The 15,323-nt window shown below is 35.0% G+C and carries 22 protein-coding genes; all 22 read left to right on the top strand.

Annotated features, from left to right (window positions below; translation table 11 throughout):
- Positions 1-1,560 (top strand): FILTED domain-containing surface protein (locus B5D14_RS12180; protein WP_200804826.1); only part of this gene is annotated, 1,560 nt, incomplete at its 5' end.
- A 131-nt stretch (positions 1,561-1,691) separates the two neighbouring features.
- Positions 1,692-2,951: an HD-GYP domain-containing protein gene (locus B5D14_RS11895; RefSeq protein ID WP_078712856.1), complete on the top strand. Its 1,260-nt coding sequence runs from the start codon at positions 1,692-1,694 to the stop codon at positions 2,949-2,951.
- A 61-nt stretch (positions 2,952-3,012) separates the two neighbouring features.
- Positions 3,013-6,042 (top strand): hypothetical protein, encoded by a 3,030-nt coding sequence (locus B5D14_RS11890; RefSeq protein WP_078712855.1) that lies wholly within the window; start codon positions 3,013-3,015, stop codon positions 6,040-6,042.
- Between the two features lie 55 nt (positions 6,043-6,097).
- On the top strand, positions 6,098-6,979 hold the full coding sequence (locus tag B5D14_RS11885) for a DUF1848 domain-containing protein (protein ID WP_078712854.1): 882 nt from the start codon (positions 6,098-6,100) through the stop codon (positions 6,977-6,979).
- A gap of 313 nt (positions 6,980-7,292) precedes the next feature.
- Positions 7,293-7,604: a 30S ribosomal protein S10 gene (gene rpsJ, locus B5D14_RS11880; RefSeq protein WP_078712853.1), complete on the top strand. Its 312-nt coding sequence runs from the start codon at positions 7,293-7,295 to the stop codon at positions 7,602-7,604.
- A 20-nt stretch (positions 7,605-7,624) separates the two neighbouring features.
- A complete protein-coding gene (gene rplC, locus B5D14_RS11875; protein WP_078712852.1) occupies positions 7,625-8,344 on the top strand; it encodes a 50S ribosomal protein L3 in 720 nt (239 codons plus the stop codon).
- A 3-nt stretch (positions 8,345-8,347) separates the two neighbouring features.
- Complete coding sequence (gene rplD / locus B5D14_RS11870; RefSeq protein WP_078712851.1) at positions 8,348-8,977, top strand: 50S ribosomal protein L4; 630 nt, start codon at positions 8,348-8,350, stop codon at positions 8,975-8,977.
- Positions 8,977-9,264, top strand: coding sequence for a 50S ribosomal protein L23 (gene rplW, locus B5D14_RS11865; RefSeq protein ID WP_078712850.1), 288 nt, complete (start codon positions 8,977-8,979; stop codon positions 9,262-9,264). Before rplD ends, rplW begins: the two co-directional genes overlap by 1 nt.
- 61 nt (positions 9,265-9,325) lie before the next feature.
- Positions 9,326-10,159 (top strand): 50S ribosomal protein L2, encoded by an 834-nt coding sequence (gene rplB, locus B5D14_RS11860; protein WP_078712849.1) that lies wholly within the window; start codon positions 9,326-9,328, stop codon positions 10,157-10,159.
- Positions 10,160-10,178: 19 nt separating this feature from the next.
- Positions 10,179-10,448: a 30S ribosomal protein S19 gene (rpsS, locus tag B5D14_RS11855; protein WP_078712848.1), complete on the top strand. Its 270-nt coding sequence runs from the start codon at positions 10,179-10,181 to the stop codon at positions 10,446-10,448.
- Between the two features lie 11 nt (positions 10,449-10,459).
- Positions 10,460-10,792, top strand: a complete 333-nt coding sequence (gene rplV, locus B5D14_RS11850) for a 50S ribosomal protein L22 (RefSeq protein WP_078712847.1) — start codon at positions 10,460-10,462, stop codon at positions 10,790-10,792.
- 14 nt (positions 10,793-10,806) lie between these two features.
- Positions 10,807-11,598, top strand: coding sequence for a 30S ribosomal protein S3 (gene rpsC / locus B5D14_RS11845; RefSeq protein ID WP_078712846.1), 792 nt, complete (start codon positions 10,807-10,809; stop codon positions 11,596-11,598).
- Between the two features lie 2 nt (positions 11,599-11,600).
- Positions 11,601-12,020: a 50S ribosomal protein L16 gene (gene rplP / locus B5D14_RS11840; RefSeq protein WP_078712845.1), complete on the top strand. Its 420-nt coding sequence runs from the start codon at positions 11,601-11,603 to the stop codon at positions 12,018-12,020.
- Positions 12,021-12,221, top strand: a complete 201-nt coding sequence (gene rpmC, locus B5D14_RS11835; protein WP_078712844.1) for a 50S ribosomal protein L29 — start codon at positions 12,021-12,023, stop codon at positions 12,219-12,221.
- A 13-nt stretch (positions 12,222-12,234) separates the two neighbouring features.
- Positions 12,235-12,495: a 30S ribosomal protein S17 gene (gene rpsQ / locus B5D14_RS11830; protein WP_078712843.1), complete on the top strand. Its 261-nt coding sequence runs from the start codon at positions 12,235-12,237 to the stop codon at positions 12,493-12,495.
- A 21-nt stretch (positions 12,496-12,516) separates the two neighbouring features.
- A complete protein-coding gene (gene rplN / locus B5D14_RS11825; protein ID WP_078712842.1) occupies positions 12,517-12,885 on the top strand; it encodes a 50S ribosomal protein L14 in 369 nt (122 codons plus the stop codon).
- Positions 12,886-12,895: 10 nt separating this feature from the next.
- The gene (gene rplX / locus B5D14_RS11820; protein ID WP_078712841.1) at positions 12,896-13,219 is read left to right on the top strand and encodes a 50S ribosomal protein L24; all 324 of its coding nucleotides are present in this window, start codon (positions 12,896-12,898) and stop codon (positions 13,217-13,219) included.
- Positions 13,219-13,758, top strand: coding sequence for a 50S ribosomal protein L5 (gene rplE, locus B5D14_RS11815; RefSeq protein WP_078712840.1), 540 nt, complete (start codon positions 13,219-13,221; stop codon positions 13,756-13,758). Before rplX ends, rplE begins: the two co-directional genes overlap by 1 nt.
- Before the next feature lie 13 nt (positions 13,759-13,771).
- The gene (locus tag B5D14_RS11810) at positions 13,772-13,957 is read left to right on the top strand and encodes a type Z 30S ribosomal protein S14 (protein ID WP_078712839.1); all 186 of its coding nucleotides are present in this window, start codon (positions 13,772-13,774) and stop codon (positions 13,955-13,957) included.
- Between the two features lie 13 nt (positions 13,958-13,970).
- Positions 13,971-14,372, top strand: a complete 402-nt coding sequence (rpsH, locus tag B5D14_RS11805) for a 30S ribosomal protein S8 (RefSeq protein ID WP_078712838.1) — start codon at positions 13,971-13,973, stop codon at positions 14,370-14,372.
- Between the two features lie 22 nt (positions 14,373-14,394).
- On the top strand, positions 14,395-14,940 hold the full coding sequence (rplF, locus tag B5D14_RS11800) for a 50S ribosomal protein L6 (protein WP_078712837.1): 546 nt from the start codon (positions 14,395-14,397) through the stop codon (positions 14,938-14,940).
- 21 nt (positions 14,941-14,961) lie between these two features.
- Positions 14,962-15,318, top strand: a complete 357-nt coding sequence (gene rplR / locus B5D14_RS11795) for a 50S ribosomal protein L18 (RefSeq protein ID WP_078712836.1) — start codon at positions 14,962-14,964, stop codon at positions 15,316-15,318.
- Positions 15,319-15,323 lie beyond the last annotated feature (5 nt).

Here is a 15,323-nt window from a genome sequence, read left to right as displayed (position 1 = left end):
ACTGCAAAAACAATAATAGGATATAAAGTAGTACAATCTGATATTGATAATGCACCAACTACAGTTGCAGAGGGTGAAGTTATCACAATCAACTATGTAAAAGATGAAACACAAACAAAAGAAGTAAGCTATGAAGTAACACACAAGTTACCAAATGGAGATAGTGAAGTAGTAACAGTAAAAGAAACAGTATGGATTAATGATGCAGATGAACTAAAAGTAACTGCAGAGTCAATCGCAACAAAAGCACCAGAAGGATATAAGATTAATACAATCCAAACAACTGGTGGAGAAACTGTAGTTGCAGGAGACATCGTTGCGAATAAAACAAAGATTGAAGTAACTTATTTACCAATTGATTATGAATATGTAGTTAAACATCATATGATAAATGCAGATGGTAGTATTGTTGAATTTGTAGGTAGCGATGACCACGAGACACATATTGCATCATTCAATTCAAAAGTTAAAGCAACTGATCATAAAGTTAATATTATTGACTATAAATATTGGTATGCAGAACAAGATGAAATTACAATGCAAATTTCAAATAATGTATTGAATTTATTCTATTACCAAGATGTTGTTGGTGATAGAGATCAAGATGGTAATGACATTGGTGATGAAATCCCAGATGTTTACCAAGTTAAATTTATTTATAAAGTTGAAACAAATGGAACTGGTTACGTTACGTCTGACAATAAATCTGAAACTTATGAATATGTAACTAAAGATTATGATCGAAATGAAAAATATGATCCAGAGATATTAAATATTAAAGTATCTCCGCTTGCTAAAGATGTAGTAAACAATGCAGCAAGTAACTATAGATTTAATAATTGGCACGATAGTGAAAATAAATTATTTAATTCTATAGATGAGATTAGAAACTCAGAGTATGCAGCAACAATGGTGTTTACAGTTGTATTTAATAAAATACCTCCAACTGTAGATCCAGAAGAACCTGTTGATCCAGGTTGTCCAGTTGGAACTACTTGGAATGAAGGAACACAATTATGTGAAGAACCTCCAGTTATTGTGAATCCAATCGTTCCGCCAGTTAATCCAAATCCACCAACTAATGGTGGTAATGCAACAATTGATCAAGAAGAAACTCCGTTAGTAAAACCAACACCTACACCATCAACAACACCAGATATTACTGAAGTTGAAGATGATGCAACACCAGAAATAGTTGGTAAATCTAGTTGGGCTTTAATTAATCTGATTGCGGTTATTATTGGTTTATTATTAACAATTATTTTAATTGTTTCTAAACACGAAAGTGATGAAGAAGATGATAGTGATGAAATCAATCCAAATCAAGAAGAAACTGAGTTATATGAGCGTAAACGAATTTATAAAGTAATTGGAGCAATCGTTGCGGTTATATCAGTTATTATATTTATTCTTACTGAAAATATGACATTACCAATGGTTCTTGTAGATAAGTATACAATTATCATGTTGATTTTAACTTTAGTTACTATTGTTGTATTCTTCCTTGGAAGAAAATGGCATGAAGTTGAAATGGATGAAGAAGTAAAACCACAAGTTTAAGAATGAATCTGCATGTAAATGCAGATTTTTCTTTTATTGCGGGAATATTGAATTCAAACTATAATGAAAGAGATAAAATCCTAGTAGTAATCCAAAAATAGTTATGTTTATTTGAAACAGAGGGGTAAAGTATGAAACAAATGTCCAGTCTGCAATTTTTGGAGATTTTGCGCAGAACATTAAATCGTGTGGATTCAAGATTAGTTAATCATGGGGATAAAGTTGGATATTTGATTTATTCGATTTTAACTTTCATGAGAACGTATAGTAAAGATGAGATTGCGGAAATCACTTTGTTAGGGATATTGCATGACATTGGTGCTTATAAGACAGAAGAAATTGATGACATGATGGAGTTTGAGAATAGTCATGTTTGGTACCATTCAATCTATGGTTACCTTTTTTTAAAGAATTTATCAAAAATGAGAGAGAAAGCAATTCCGTTATTGTATCATCACTTACCTTATAAATATTATGAAGAAGTGGGATTGAAAGAGGATGACATAGCTGGCTTAATTCGATTGGCAGATAGAATCGATGTTATTACAAGTTTTAATAATCCGGAATTTTGTGAACAATGGATACAAGATAATCAGGGCACAATGTTGTCACCTTATTGGGTGAGAGTGTTTTTTAGTATGCCCAATTATAAAGAACTATTAATACAAATAGCATCAAAGAATTATACTGAGTATTCAAAATGCATGGCGGAAGATTTGGAATATGAATATGATGAAATAGAAAATTATTTGACAGTAATTGCTTATGCAATTGATTTTAGAAGTGAGTTCATGGTGCTTCATACAGTAACAACAGTTAATGTGAGTTTGGCGATTGGTGAAAGAATGAATTTGTCTCCGAAAGAATTAAATGATTTGTACTTTGGATCGCTTCTACACGATGTTGGAAAGATATCTTGCCCTGTAGAAATACTAGAAAAGCCAGGGAAATTAACGAGTGAAGAAATGGAAATTATGAAAGATCATGTTGTGGATACAAGAAGAATTCTTGAAGGATTGATCAACAACAACATTTTAGAAATTGCAGCAAGACACCATGAAAGAATTGATGGATCGGGTTACCCAGATCATTTGAAATTTAATGACTTAACTAGACAACAACGTATATGTGCAGTGGCGGATATTGTAAGTGCGTTGGTACGTCAAAGAAGTTATAAAGATGCATTTGGTAAAGAAAAAACAATTGGGATTCTTACTGATATGGATAAACAAGGGTTGTTAGATAGTCAAGTTGTTGAAGTTGTGGTAAATGATTTTGATGAAATTATGGATGAAGTTAACGCATATGGTAAAGAAGTTATTGAAGCGTATGAAGCTATTCAGAGTGAATACCAGCTGCTGATAACTAAGTATAGTCATCTAGATATGTAGAGCATAATTTTACACTTTTATCATGTTTTTGTTATGATTAAACTGGAAGTAGGTATGTGATATGAAATATAGGATTCTTAAAATATTTCTATCGTTAATGCTTGTAGTTGCTTCAATAGACCTGTTTGTTTTTGCTATAGACCAAGATTTAACAATAACTAATACAATTGATTATGCAGAAGATAAATCAACTGCAACTATAAATCTAGATGTAGTTCCAAATACAAATATAGAAATTGAATCAATAACCGTTGATGGTAGAAATGTAATGATAAAAAATGACTTGGGTGTAAAAGCGCAAGAAGTTGTTACAGAAAATCAAACGGTTATTTTTAATATTGCTTATAGTAAAGATGGTGAACAATTTACTCAAGAGGAAAAAGTAATTGTAGATCAAATAGAAACAATGATACAAGAGTCTAATCCGAATATAGATGAAAGTATTGAAGTAAGTGAAGAACCTAATTTTGTTCAACCAGAAGTCACTGTTAATGTAGCGAAGATAAACATTTTAAGTTTAGTACAAGAAAAATTAATAATGAATGTTGGAGAAGTGGTTGATTTTGATCCGAAAAAATTTGTGGTTATCGATGAGGGTGTTGATCAAAATTTAATTGATAAGGTAGTTGTGAATTCAAATGTAAACAACATGAAAGTTGGTTCTTATGAAGTAGAATTTTCTGTTGTGGATGATGCTGGTGGCACATCGAGTGTAGTGCTAAAGGTAAGTGTTCAAGGATTGCCGTATCTAGTTGATGATAATAATCAATTTGTACCGTTAGATGGAATGAATGATATAAGAAAAAGAGAGTATGATAGCACACGTTACTTTGAAGGTTATCATATTGTTTATGATCAAGTTTTAGAAGATGGTACCATTCAAAATGCGACTCCAATTTCACTTGGGTATAATGAGGATTCTAGTTATGCAGTTGTTTCAAAAGTCTTGAATGAATCGAATGTTGATGTGGGTGCTGTAGCGTACAAAGCACCGGGTATATATAAAGCGTATTATGAATTTTCAAATCCATATGGTGGATTAAGTACAACCATCAGAGAAATACTTGTAAGAGGTGAATTGGTGGTTGCGGATGGCACAATTGAATATTCATCTACCAATCCTGTTAAAAAATATTCTAATTTCGATGAGTTCTATATGATGAATAAAAATCAAATAGAAGGATTTGTGGCAGAGGTATTAACGGAAAATAATGTACTTAATAAATATGGTGAACCAAATAGTTCGATAACAATTCAATATGTGGGTTTAACCAATTTCTCTGATATTGATTTTACAGAAATGAATCCAGATGGTACACCGAAAACGTTGATATTGCAATTGGTTGCTACAGATAATAGCAAAAACTTTGGATTTCCTAATATGGCATCAAAACTTAATGTAATTGTTCATGTCGTAAACAAGATTCAAAATGCACCGATAATTACAGTTAAAAATCCGATTACATACCGATTGACGAGTGATTCAATTCTATTGAATGGCATAGAGGTTGAAAGTGATACTAAACTATCGCTTACAGATAGTCCAATCTACAAAAAATTATTGGATTATATTGAAGTGGTAGATGATGAGGATATTGCCAATGGATTTGACACTGTTGTTGAAGTTGTGAAAATTAAAGAAATCAATCAAGATTTAGAAATCAATTTTTCTTCACTAACAGTTCAACAAGATATTATTGATTTATTAAAGAGTCCAGGAATTGTTGAAGTGACCTATCGAGCAGTTGATCAAAGTGGTAATGCTTCAATGACTGTAAAGGATTTTGAAATAGCTTCTGATATTTGGTTTGATGATTTTAGTCAAGTGATAAATGTTAGACAAAAAATAGGTGGATATTATTCTCCGCATGCAATAATTAAATACATTGATTCAAGTAGAAATGAAATTTCAAGTGAGTTAGTTCTAGATGAAATTTCACTAGATTCAGTGATGGTGCATCGTGTTGAGTTTGTTGAAGCGCAACGATATATTTATTTTCCAGATAGTACGCAACTTAGGCCAAAAGTGAAAATGGAGCAAGATATATTAACACAAGGAATGATTTGGTTTAGTGGAAATCAACCAATGTTTTACTTTGTGGAAGATGAAGTAAATTTAGATATAGTAAAAGCTGGTTTTTATTTAGTTAATCAACAAGGAATGAGAAGTTTTCATTCTACACCTGTGACAAATAGTGAAAATTCAGCAACAATTACAAGTGATTCACCGGGATATATTCGGGTAACATTTGAAACAGAAGATACTCTAAGTGGTGTTAATGATGGAACTGTGACAATTGACAAGGTGTATGGGTTTACGTCACTTCCTATGATTTCGTCAAAACAAGAGATAACAGTAAAAGAGTATGAATCACAAAGTAATATGGATAAACTGATAAACGCAAATGCTGCGGTGACGCTTCCTGATTTAAGTGTTAAGGAAGTGCCAACAATCATTGATTATTCTAAAGTTGATCCAATTCAAGGTGGTGAGGCGCAAATTGATGCGAGTTATACTTTAATTAATAAGGAAGAGAAAACAACGACAAAACTTGTAAAAGTAAATGTGATTAAAAAACCAATAATTACTGCGAATAATATTGAATTAAGAATTGGAGATATGTTGGATATTCTTTCGATGAGTCATGTAAAAGTAACGGTATTTACTGGACAAGTCGATTTATCAAAATTGGTTATACAAAGCAATGTGCCAGAAGAAAATGGAATTGTGAATCAAGTAGGGAACTATAGTATTACTTTTGAATATACAGATGATATTGGAAATACTTCATCTTACTCAATACGAGTGAATGTAAAAAGTAAAGAATCAGAATCATCAAATAATGTTCCTTCACCAACAATTAAACCAGCTGAGCCTACAAAGAACCCTACGATAAAACCAACACAAAATCCATCGAATACTGAGGAAGTAAATCCTACATCGGCACCTTCTCAAGAAGAAGAGATTGAAATAACTGTTGATGAAGATAGTAACACTGAAAATAAGAAGAGCGTTGAGTGGTGGTGGATTGTACTTACGATAATCATTACTACAATTTATACTTACTATTTAGTTAAGAAAGATGAATAAGCACGCATAGTGCTTTTCATTTGACTTGTTTAGTATAATAAATGTAGGTGAGCATATGATATTAAATATTAGTGGTAGAACAGATGTAGTGGCGTTTTATGTTGATTGGTTAATGAATCGATTAGAAGAAGGATTTGTGGATGTGAGGAATCCTTTTTATCCCAAAAGTGTAAGTCGAATTAATTTTTGTGATGTTGAAGCTATTATATTTTGCACGAAGAATCCAAATCCGATTTTGAAATATTTGGATAGAATAAAAATTCCGTTTGTGTTTCAAATAACTTGTACGCCTTATGGTTCTGATATTGAGTTGGGCATAAAAGATAAGAAAGAAATTGTAGAATCAATTATCGAACTTAGTAAAAGAATAGGAAAAGAGAAAGTGTATTTACGCTATGATCCAATACTTATAAATAAGAAATATACAATGGAATACCATGAAAAAGCGTTTGAAAGGTTATGTACATTATTGGATGGCTATGTTGAACATGTGATTGTTTCGTTTGTGGATGAATATAAAAACGTAAATCGACATAAAGGAAAATTAGATATGAAGGAATTAACGGATGAAGATTTTCTTGAATTAGGTAAACGGCTAGTGAGTATTGCGAGTAAGTATCAAATGACCATGCAAACATGTTATGAAAAGAATGATTTGACAAGTGTTGGATTCATACAATCTGCTTGTCTTACAAAAGAATTAGCGTATTCGCTTACGGGAAGAAGTAACTTTGGAAAATGGAAAGCTAGAGATTGTGGATGCGTGGAAATGGTGGATATTGGTGCTTATAATACGTGCGGACACTATTGTCGGTATTGTTATGCGAATTATGATGAGAAAAGTGTAGCAATAAATAGAAAGAAACATGATGTGAATTCTTCCTTATTAATAGGCTATTTAGAGCAAGATGACATCATAAAGGTAAGAAAAAAATAAATCCCTATATAATAAGGATGAAAAAAATAATTGAAAATCCTCTAAAATATGCAAAATTTGGATGTAGTTGATGATTATATGATAAATAAGTAAAGAATTTGGGGTAAAAAGCCTCAAATTTTTTGTTTTTTAAAAGTTGAAAATATGCGAAAAAAACAGTTGCAATGGGGTTTTGGAAGTGTTAATATATAAAAGCACTCGCATGGATGTGGGAGGTTGCCGGCACGCCGAAAAGCGTTGTCATAGGCGTTAAGTCGGGTAATTCACACGGAGCGATTATCGCAAGATAAGTGAAATAAAGGAGGAAAATTTCATGGCAAAAAATTCAGTAAGAATTCGTTTGAAAGCTTACGAGCACAGAAGTCTAGATCAAGCAAGTGAGAAGATTGTTTCTACTGCTACTAGTCACGGTGCTAAAAAGGTTGTTGGTCCAGTTCCACTACCAACTGAAAGACAAGTGGTTACAGTTCTACGCGCGGTACATAAGTATAAAGATGCTCGTGAACAATTTGAAATTAGAACACATAAACGTTTGATTGAGATCATCGGTCCAAGCGCAGAGACTATCGACGCATTAAGTCGTTTAGATTTGCCAAGTGGTGTCGATATCGAAATCAAACTGTAAGAAAGGTTTGAGGTGACATCATGAAAGGTATATTAGGACGTAAACTTGGTATGACTCAAGTGTTTACAACTGATGGAACATTAATTCCAGTAACAGTTGTAGAAGCAACACCAAACGTAGTTATGCAAAAGAAAACAAATGAGAATGATGGCTATGAAGCAGTTCAATTAGGCTTTGAAGACATCAAAGAATCAAGAGCTACTAAGGCTAACAAGGGTCATGCAGCAAAAGCTAACACTGCTCCTAAGCGTTTCGCTCGCGAACTTCGCGCAGATGAAATGATGAACTTAGAAGTAGGTAACGATGTAAAAGTTGATATCTTTTCCGCTGGTGATATTGTCGATGTAACAGGAATTAGTAAAGGTAGAGGGTTCAACGGTACAATCGTTAGAAATAACGCAACTATCGGACCTAAGTCTCACGGTTCAGGGCATCACAGACACATCGGTTCATTAGCTACAACAGGGATCACATCTAGAAAAGGTGGTATCGATAAAGGTACTACTATGGCTGGACAAACTGGTGGCTATGTAACAACAAATCAAAATTTAGAAATCATTAAAGTAGATGTTGAAAACAACTACATGTTAATAAAGGGAAATGTTCCAGGACCTAAGAAAGGTCTTGTAATGGTTAAAACAACTGTTAAAGGTGTTAAGAACGTTCCTGCAAAAGAATTAATTAATTATGCTCCAGTTGCCCAAGAAGCTGCAACTGAAGTTGCTAAAGAGGAGGAATAAGACATGCCAAAGGTAGATGTATATAGCCAAGAAGCGAAAGTCATTAAACAAATCGATTTGGCCGATGCAGTATTTGGCATTGAACCTAATCAACAAGCAATGTTTGATGCAATCGTAATGCAACAAGCTAGCATGCGCCAAGGAACTCACAAGACAAAAACACGTCGTGAAGTTGCTGGTGGTGGTAAAAAACCATTTAGACAAAAAGGTACAGGACGCGCTCGTCAAGGGTCAATCCGTGCTGTTCAATGGAGAGGTGGAGGAATTGCCTTCGGTCCTACTCCTAGAAGCTATGCTTATAAATTAAACCGTAAAGTTCGTCGTTTAGCTCTTAAGTCAGTATTGAGTACTAAAGTAGCAAACAACAACTGTACAATTCTTGAATCAATTAAATTTGACGCAATCAAAACTAAGAGCTTCGTAGAAATGATGAAAGCATTCAACTTCGAAAGAAAAACATTATTCGTAGTTGATATCACTGAAGAATTTGACAATGCCTTCTTATCAATGAGAAACGTTGCAAATGCAATGATGTTAACTGTTGAAGGATTAAATGTATATGATATCGCAAATGCTGATCAAATCGTAATTACTGAAGCTGCTGCTATTAAAGCAGGGGAGGTACTTGCATAATGAGTAACGCTAGAGACATTATCATCCGTCCAATCATCACTGAAAAAACAATGAAGATGATGGACAGCGACAATAAAATTACATTCGAAGTTGCTAGAGGAACTAACAAAACTCAAGTTCGTCAAGCAATTGAAGAAATCTTCAATGTAAAAGTTGAAAAAGTTAACATTTTAAACTGTCGTCCTAAAGACAAACGTGTTGGAAAATACGTTGGTAAAACAAGTGCTATTAGAAAAGCGATCGTAAAATTACCAGAAGGACAAGACATCAACTTATTCAAAGACTAATTAAAATATCGGAAGAAGTACGCTATTTCCGGACAAAATGCGTAAGGAGGACCATTAAGTAATGGCTATTAAGAAATATAAACCAACGACACCTGGCCGTCGTGGCATGAGCACATTAATGAATGATGAGATTACAACTTCTACACCAGAACGCTCATTATTATCAGCTCTTAGTTCAAAAGGTGGACGTAATAACACAGGACGTATCACAACTCGCCATCAAGGTGGAGGACACAAACGTCAATACCGTATTATCGATTTCAAACGTAACAAGGACAATATCCCTGCTACTGTTGCTACTATCGAATACGATCCAAACAGATCTGCAAACATCGCATTATTAAATTATGCAGATGGTGAAAAGAGATATATCATTGCTCCTAAAGGATTAACAGTTGGACAAACTGTTGTATCTGGTGTAGAAGCTGATATTAAAGTAGGTAACACATTAGAAATGAAAAACATGCCTGAAGGTACTGTTGTTCATAACGTTGAATTAAAACCTGGTAAGGGTGGACAACTTGCACGTAGTGCTGGATGTTCTGCACAAATCCTTGGTATTGAAGATCGTTATGTTACTGTTCGTTTAACATCAGGTGAAGTTAGAAAAATTCTTGCTAACTGTCGTGCAACAATCGGTTCAGTTGGTAATGAAGATTATAGCTTAATCAATGTTGGTAAAGCAGGACGTTCTCGTTGGATGGGTATTCGCCCAACGGTTCGTGGATCTGTTATGAACCCTAATGATCACCCTCATGGAGGAGGAGAAGGAAAAACTCCAATTGGACGTAAATCACCAATGACTCCTTGGGGTAAAAAAGCTATGGGTGTTAAAACTCGTAAAGATAAAAAACAAAGTTCTAAATTAATTGTAAGAGGCCGTAAAGGTAAATAACGAAAGGAAGGAAAAGTAAATGACACGTAGTTTAAAAAAGGGTCCATTCTGTGATGACCACTTAATGAAAAAGGTTGAAACATTGAATGCGGCTGGTAAAAAAGAAGTTATTAAAACATGGTCACGTCGTTCAACAATTTTCCCAAGTTTCGTTGAACATACATTTGCAGTGCATAATGGTAAAGAACATGTTCCTGTATTCGTAACTGAAGACATGGTTGGACATAAACTTGGTGAATTCGTACCTACTCGTAAATATGGCGGGCATGGTGACGATAAGAAAGCGTAGGAGGAAAGAAAATGGAAGTTAAAGCAACAGCAAAGACAGTTCGTATCGCTCCTCGCAAAGTAAGATTAGTTCTAGATTTAGTTAGAGGAAAAGATGCTGCTGAAGCAGCTGCTATCCTTAAGTTCACACCAAATCATGCAGCTGCAGAAATTGGTAAAGTACTTAAGTCAGCAGTAGCAAATGCTACAAACAATCACAAATTAGATGAATCAAAACTATATATTAAAGCATGCTATGCAAATGAAGGAATCACAATGAAGAGATTCATGCCTGCTGCAAAAGGTAATGCACATCAAATTTTAAAACGCACAAGCCACATTACAGTTGTGGTTGATGAGCGCTAGGAAGGGGTTCAGATATGGGTCAAAAAGTTAGTCCTATTGGAATGCGTGTCGGAGTTATCCGCGATTGGGAATCTAGATGGTACGCAGAAAAAGAATACGGTAACCTATTAATGGAAGACGTTAAAGTCCGTAAATTCTTAGAAAAAGAACTACATAACGCTTATGTTTCAAGAATTGAAATCGAACGTACTTCTAACGAATTGAAATTAATCATTCGTGCAGCTCGTCCAGGTGTTCTTGTAGGGAAAAATGAAAAAGATGAAGACAAGATGGAGTCTTTAAAGAAAAAACTATCAAAACTTACTAATGGTAAAGATATCAAAATTGATGTATTAGAAATTGCTAATCCAGATTTAGATGCTTACTTAGTTGCAAGAAAAATTGCTGAGCAATTAGAAGCTCGTCAATCTTTCAGAACTACACAAAAGAAAGCGATCCAACAAACTATGCGTTCAGGTGCTAAGGGAATTAAGACTTTAGTATCAGGTCGTTTAGGTGGTGCTGATATCGCTCGTGGTGAAGGTTACTCTGAAGGAGTTGTACCTTTACATACACTACGCTCTGATATCGACTACTGTTGGTATGAAGCAAATACAACTTATGGTAAATTAGGTGTTAAAGTTTGGATTTGTCGTGGACAAGTATTACCAGGACAAATGGTAAAAGAACCAGAAGCTCCTAAAACACCTCAAGGTCGTGGACCTCGTCGTCCTCGTAACAACGACCGTCGTGCTCCAAGAAACGCTGATGCTAAAGCACCTGCTGCAGCTCCAGCTAATGGGGAAGCTACAAAGGGAGGTAATTAATTATGTTAATGCCTAATAGAACTAAATATAGAAGACCTCATCGCCAAAGCTATGAAGGTCGTTCAAAAGCTGGACGTGAAGTTGCGTTTGGTGAATTTGGATTAGTTGCAGAGCAAGGTGCTTATGTTTCTAACCGTCAAATCGAGGCAGCTCGTATTGCTATGACTCGTTACATGAACCGTGGTGGTAAAGTTTGGATTAAAATTTTCCCTCACTTAGCAATTACTAAGAAACCTCTTGAAGTACGTATGGGATCTGGGAAAGGTGCTCCTGAAGGTTGGGTAGCAGTTGTTCAACCAGGTCGTGTATTATTCGAAGTTAGTGGTGTTAGCGAAGAAACAGCTCGTGAAGCTCTACGTCTTGCTTCACACAAACTTCCAATTAAAACTAGATTTGTTAAGAAAGGTGAGGAGGAAAAATAGATGAACGTTAAAGAAATTCGTGAAAAAAGTAATGAAGAATTACTAAAAGATATTGACTCTTTAAAAGAAGAACTATTCAACTTACGCTTTCAACAAGCTACAGGTCAACTTGAAAATCCATCACGCATGAAGGATATCAAGAAGACAATTGCTCGTATTAAAACAATCATCACTGAGCGCACGCTTAGTGATGCGAAGTAGGAGGGTCTAAGTTATGGAAAGATCTAAACGTAAAGTATTACGCGGTAAAGTTGTTTCAGATAAAATGAACAAGACAATTACTGTTGAAGTTGCAACAAACAAGAGTCACGACTTATATTCAAAACGCGTTAAATATTCTAAGAAATTCAAAGCTCATGACGAAAATAATGAGGCTAAGATTGGAGATATCGTTGAAATTATGGAAACTCGTCCACTTTCAGCTGATAAGCACTTCCGCCTTATTAAAATCGTTGAAAAAGCTGTAATTCTTTAAGCACAAGGAGGAAGATGAAAGATGATTCAAAATGAAAGCAGATTAAACGTCGCTGATAACACCGGTGCTAAAGAATTATTAGTTATCCGTTGCTTAGGCGGAAGCGTTCGTAAAAGTGCAAACATTGGCGATGTCGTTGTTTGTGCTGTAAAAGCAGCTGCTCCTGGTGGAACAGTGAAGAAAGGTGACGTTGTTAAAGCTGTAATCGTAAGAACAGTTTATGGCGTACGTCGCGAAAATGGTTCATACATTAAATTTGATGATAATGCAGCAGTTATTATCAAGGATGATAAAACACCTAAAGGGACTCGTATTTTCGGCCCTGTGGCAAGAGAACTTCGTGATAGAGAATATATGAAAATTGTTTCTCTAGCACCAGAAGTACTGTAGGAGGTCAACAATGAAAATTAAAAAAGGCGATAAAGTAAAAGTTATCACTGGACACTACAAAGGAACTATTGGGGAAGTTACTGCTGTATTCCCTAAGGAAGAAAAAGTCATTGTTGAAGGTGTTAACTTAATTAAGAAGAGTTTAAAACCAACTCAAGCTAATCCAGATGGTGGAATCATTGAAAAGGAAGCTCCAATTCATGTTTCTAACGTTATGGCTTATGATTCAAAAGCTAAAACTGCTAGCCGTGTAGGTTATAAAGCAGATGGAGATAAGAAAGTACGTGTTTATAAAAAATCAGGTGCTGAAATCAAAGGAGGTAAGAAGAAATAATGAACCGCCTTCAAGAAAAATATACAACAACAGTTATTCCTGCTTTAACTAAAAAGTTCGAATACACAACTGTTATGCAATGTCCTAAAATTGATAAAGTAGTTATCAACTTAGGTGTTGGAGAAGCTATTGCAAATCCTAAATTATTAGATGAAGCAGTTGCTGAATTAACTCAAATCGCAGGTCAAAAACCTGTTATCACAAAGGCTAAGAAATCTATTGCGAACTTCAAACTTCGTGAAGGTATGCCTATTGGATGTAAAGTTACATTACGTGGTGAAAGAATGTATGAATTCTTAGATAAATTATTCAACATTTCATTACCTCGTGTACGTGATTTCCGTGGTGTAAGTAACACAGCATTTGATGGCCGTGGAAACTACACACTTGGTGTAAAAGAACAATTAATCTTCCCTGAAATTAACTTTGATAAAGTTAACAAAACTCGTGGTATGGATATTGTTATTGTTACAACAGCAAACACAAATGAAGAAGCAAAGGCATTGCTAGCTGAAATGGGCATGCCATTTGCGAAATAAGGAGGACTAATCAATGGCAAAAACATCAAAGAAAATATCTCAACAACGTCCTCAAAAATTCTCATCACGTGAGTACACAAGATGTGAGCGTTGTGGACGTCCACATTCAGTATTACGTAAATATAAACTATGCCGTATTTGCTTCCGCGAATTAGCTTACAAAGGCCAAATTCCTGGAGTAAAGAAGGCTAGCTGGTAAGGAGGAAGTTACGATGAATATGACTGATCCAATCGCAGATATGCTTACTAGAATCCGTAATGGAGTTCAAGCTCGTCATGAAACTGTTGAAATCCCTGCTTCTAAAGTGAAGGTAGAGATTGCTAAGATTCTTAAGAGTGAAGGATACATTATGAATTATGCAGTAAGCGGAGAAACAGCTGCTGAAAAGAAAATTACAGTTACACTTAAATATGGAGCTAATAACGAAAAAGTTATTAGTGGTATCAAAAGAATTTCAAAACCAGGTCTTCGCGTTTATGCTAAGACAGATTCAGTACCACGCGTACTTAATGGTTTAGGAATTGCAATTATCTCAACTTCTCAAGGTCTTATGACTGATAAAGAAGCAAGAGCTAAACATGCAGGCGGCGAAGTTGTCGCTTACGTGTGGTAGAAACTGAAAGGAAAACATTAGAATGTCACGTATCGGAAATAAAGCGATTACCATTCCAGCTGGAGTTGAAGTAACAGTTGCAGCTGGTAATGAGGTGACTGTAAAAGGACCTAAAGGAACTTTAACACGTCAGTTTAGTACATTAATGGATATTAAACAAGACAATGGTGTTATCACTGTTGTTCGTGCAAACGAAGAAAAACATACAAAGCAATTACATGGTACAACTCGTGCATTACTTAACAATATGATCGAAGGAGTTCATGAAGGATTCACTCGTTCACTTGAAATCGTAGGTATCGGGTTCCGTGCTGCTGTAAGTGGTAAAAAATTAACACTTAACATTGGATATTCTCATCCAGTTGAATTTGAAGTAGAAGAAGGATTGACAGTTGAATGTCTTTCAAATACTGAAATCAAAGTAACTGGTATTGATAAACAACGTGTTGGTGAATTTGCTGCAAATGTTCGTGCAACTAGAAAACCAGAACCATATAAAGGTAAAGGTATTCGTTACAAAGGTGAACAAGTCCGCCGTAAAGAAGGTAAAACGGCTGGTAAGAAATAGGGCGAAAGGAGATCATAGACTATGCTTAAGAAAATTTCTAAAAATGAAACAAGATTACGCCGCCATGCGCGCGTACGTACTAAAGTTAGTGGAACTCCTGAATGCCCACGCCTTAATGTGTTCCGTTCAAATGCTCACATTCACACTCAAGTGATTGACGATGTAAACGGAAAAACATTAGTTGCATGTTCAAGTGTTGAATTGAAACTTGCAAATGGTGGAAATAAAGAAGCCGCTCAAAAAGTAGGTGCTGAAATTGCAAAACGTTGCAAAGAAGCTAATATATCAAAAGTAGTATTTGACCGTGGAGGTTATGTATATCACGGACGTGTCCAAGCTTTAGCTGATGCAGCTAGAGAAGCTGGACTAGAATTCTAGAAGGG

It is taken from the genome of Anaerorhabdus furcosa, assembly GCF_900167375.1.
Taxonomy (GTDB): Bacteria; Bacillota_I; Bacilli_A; order Erysipelotrichales; family Erysipelotrichaceae; genus Anaerorhabdus; species Anaerorhabdus furcosa.
Note: the sequence above shows the minus strand (reverse complement) of the source record. Positions and strands in the feature narration are given on the sequence as shown.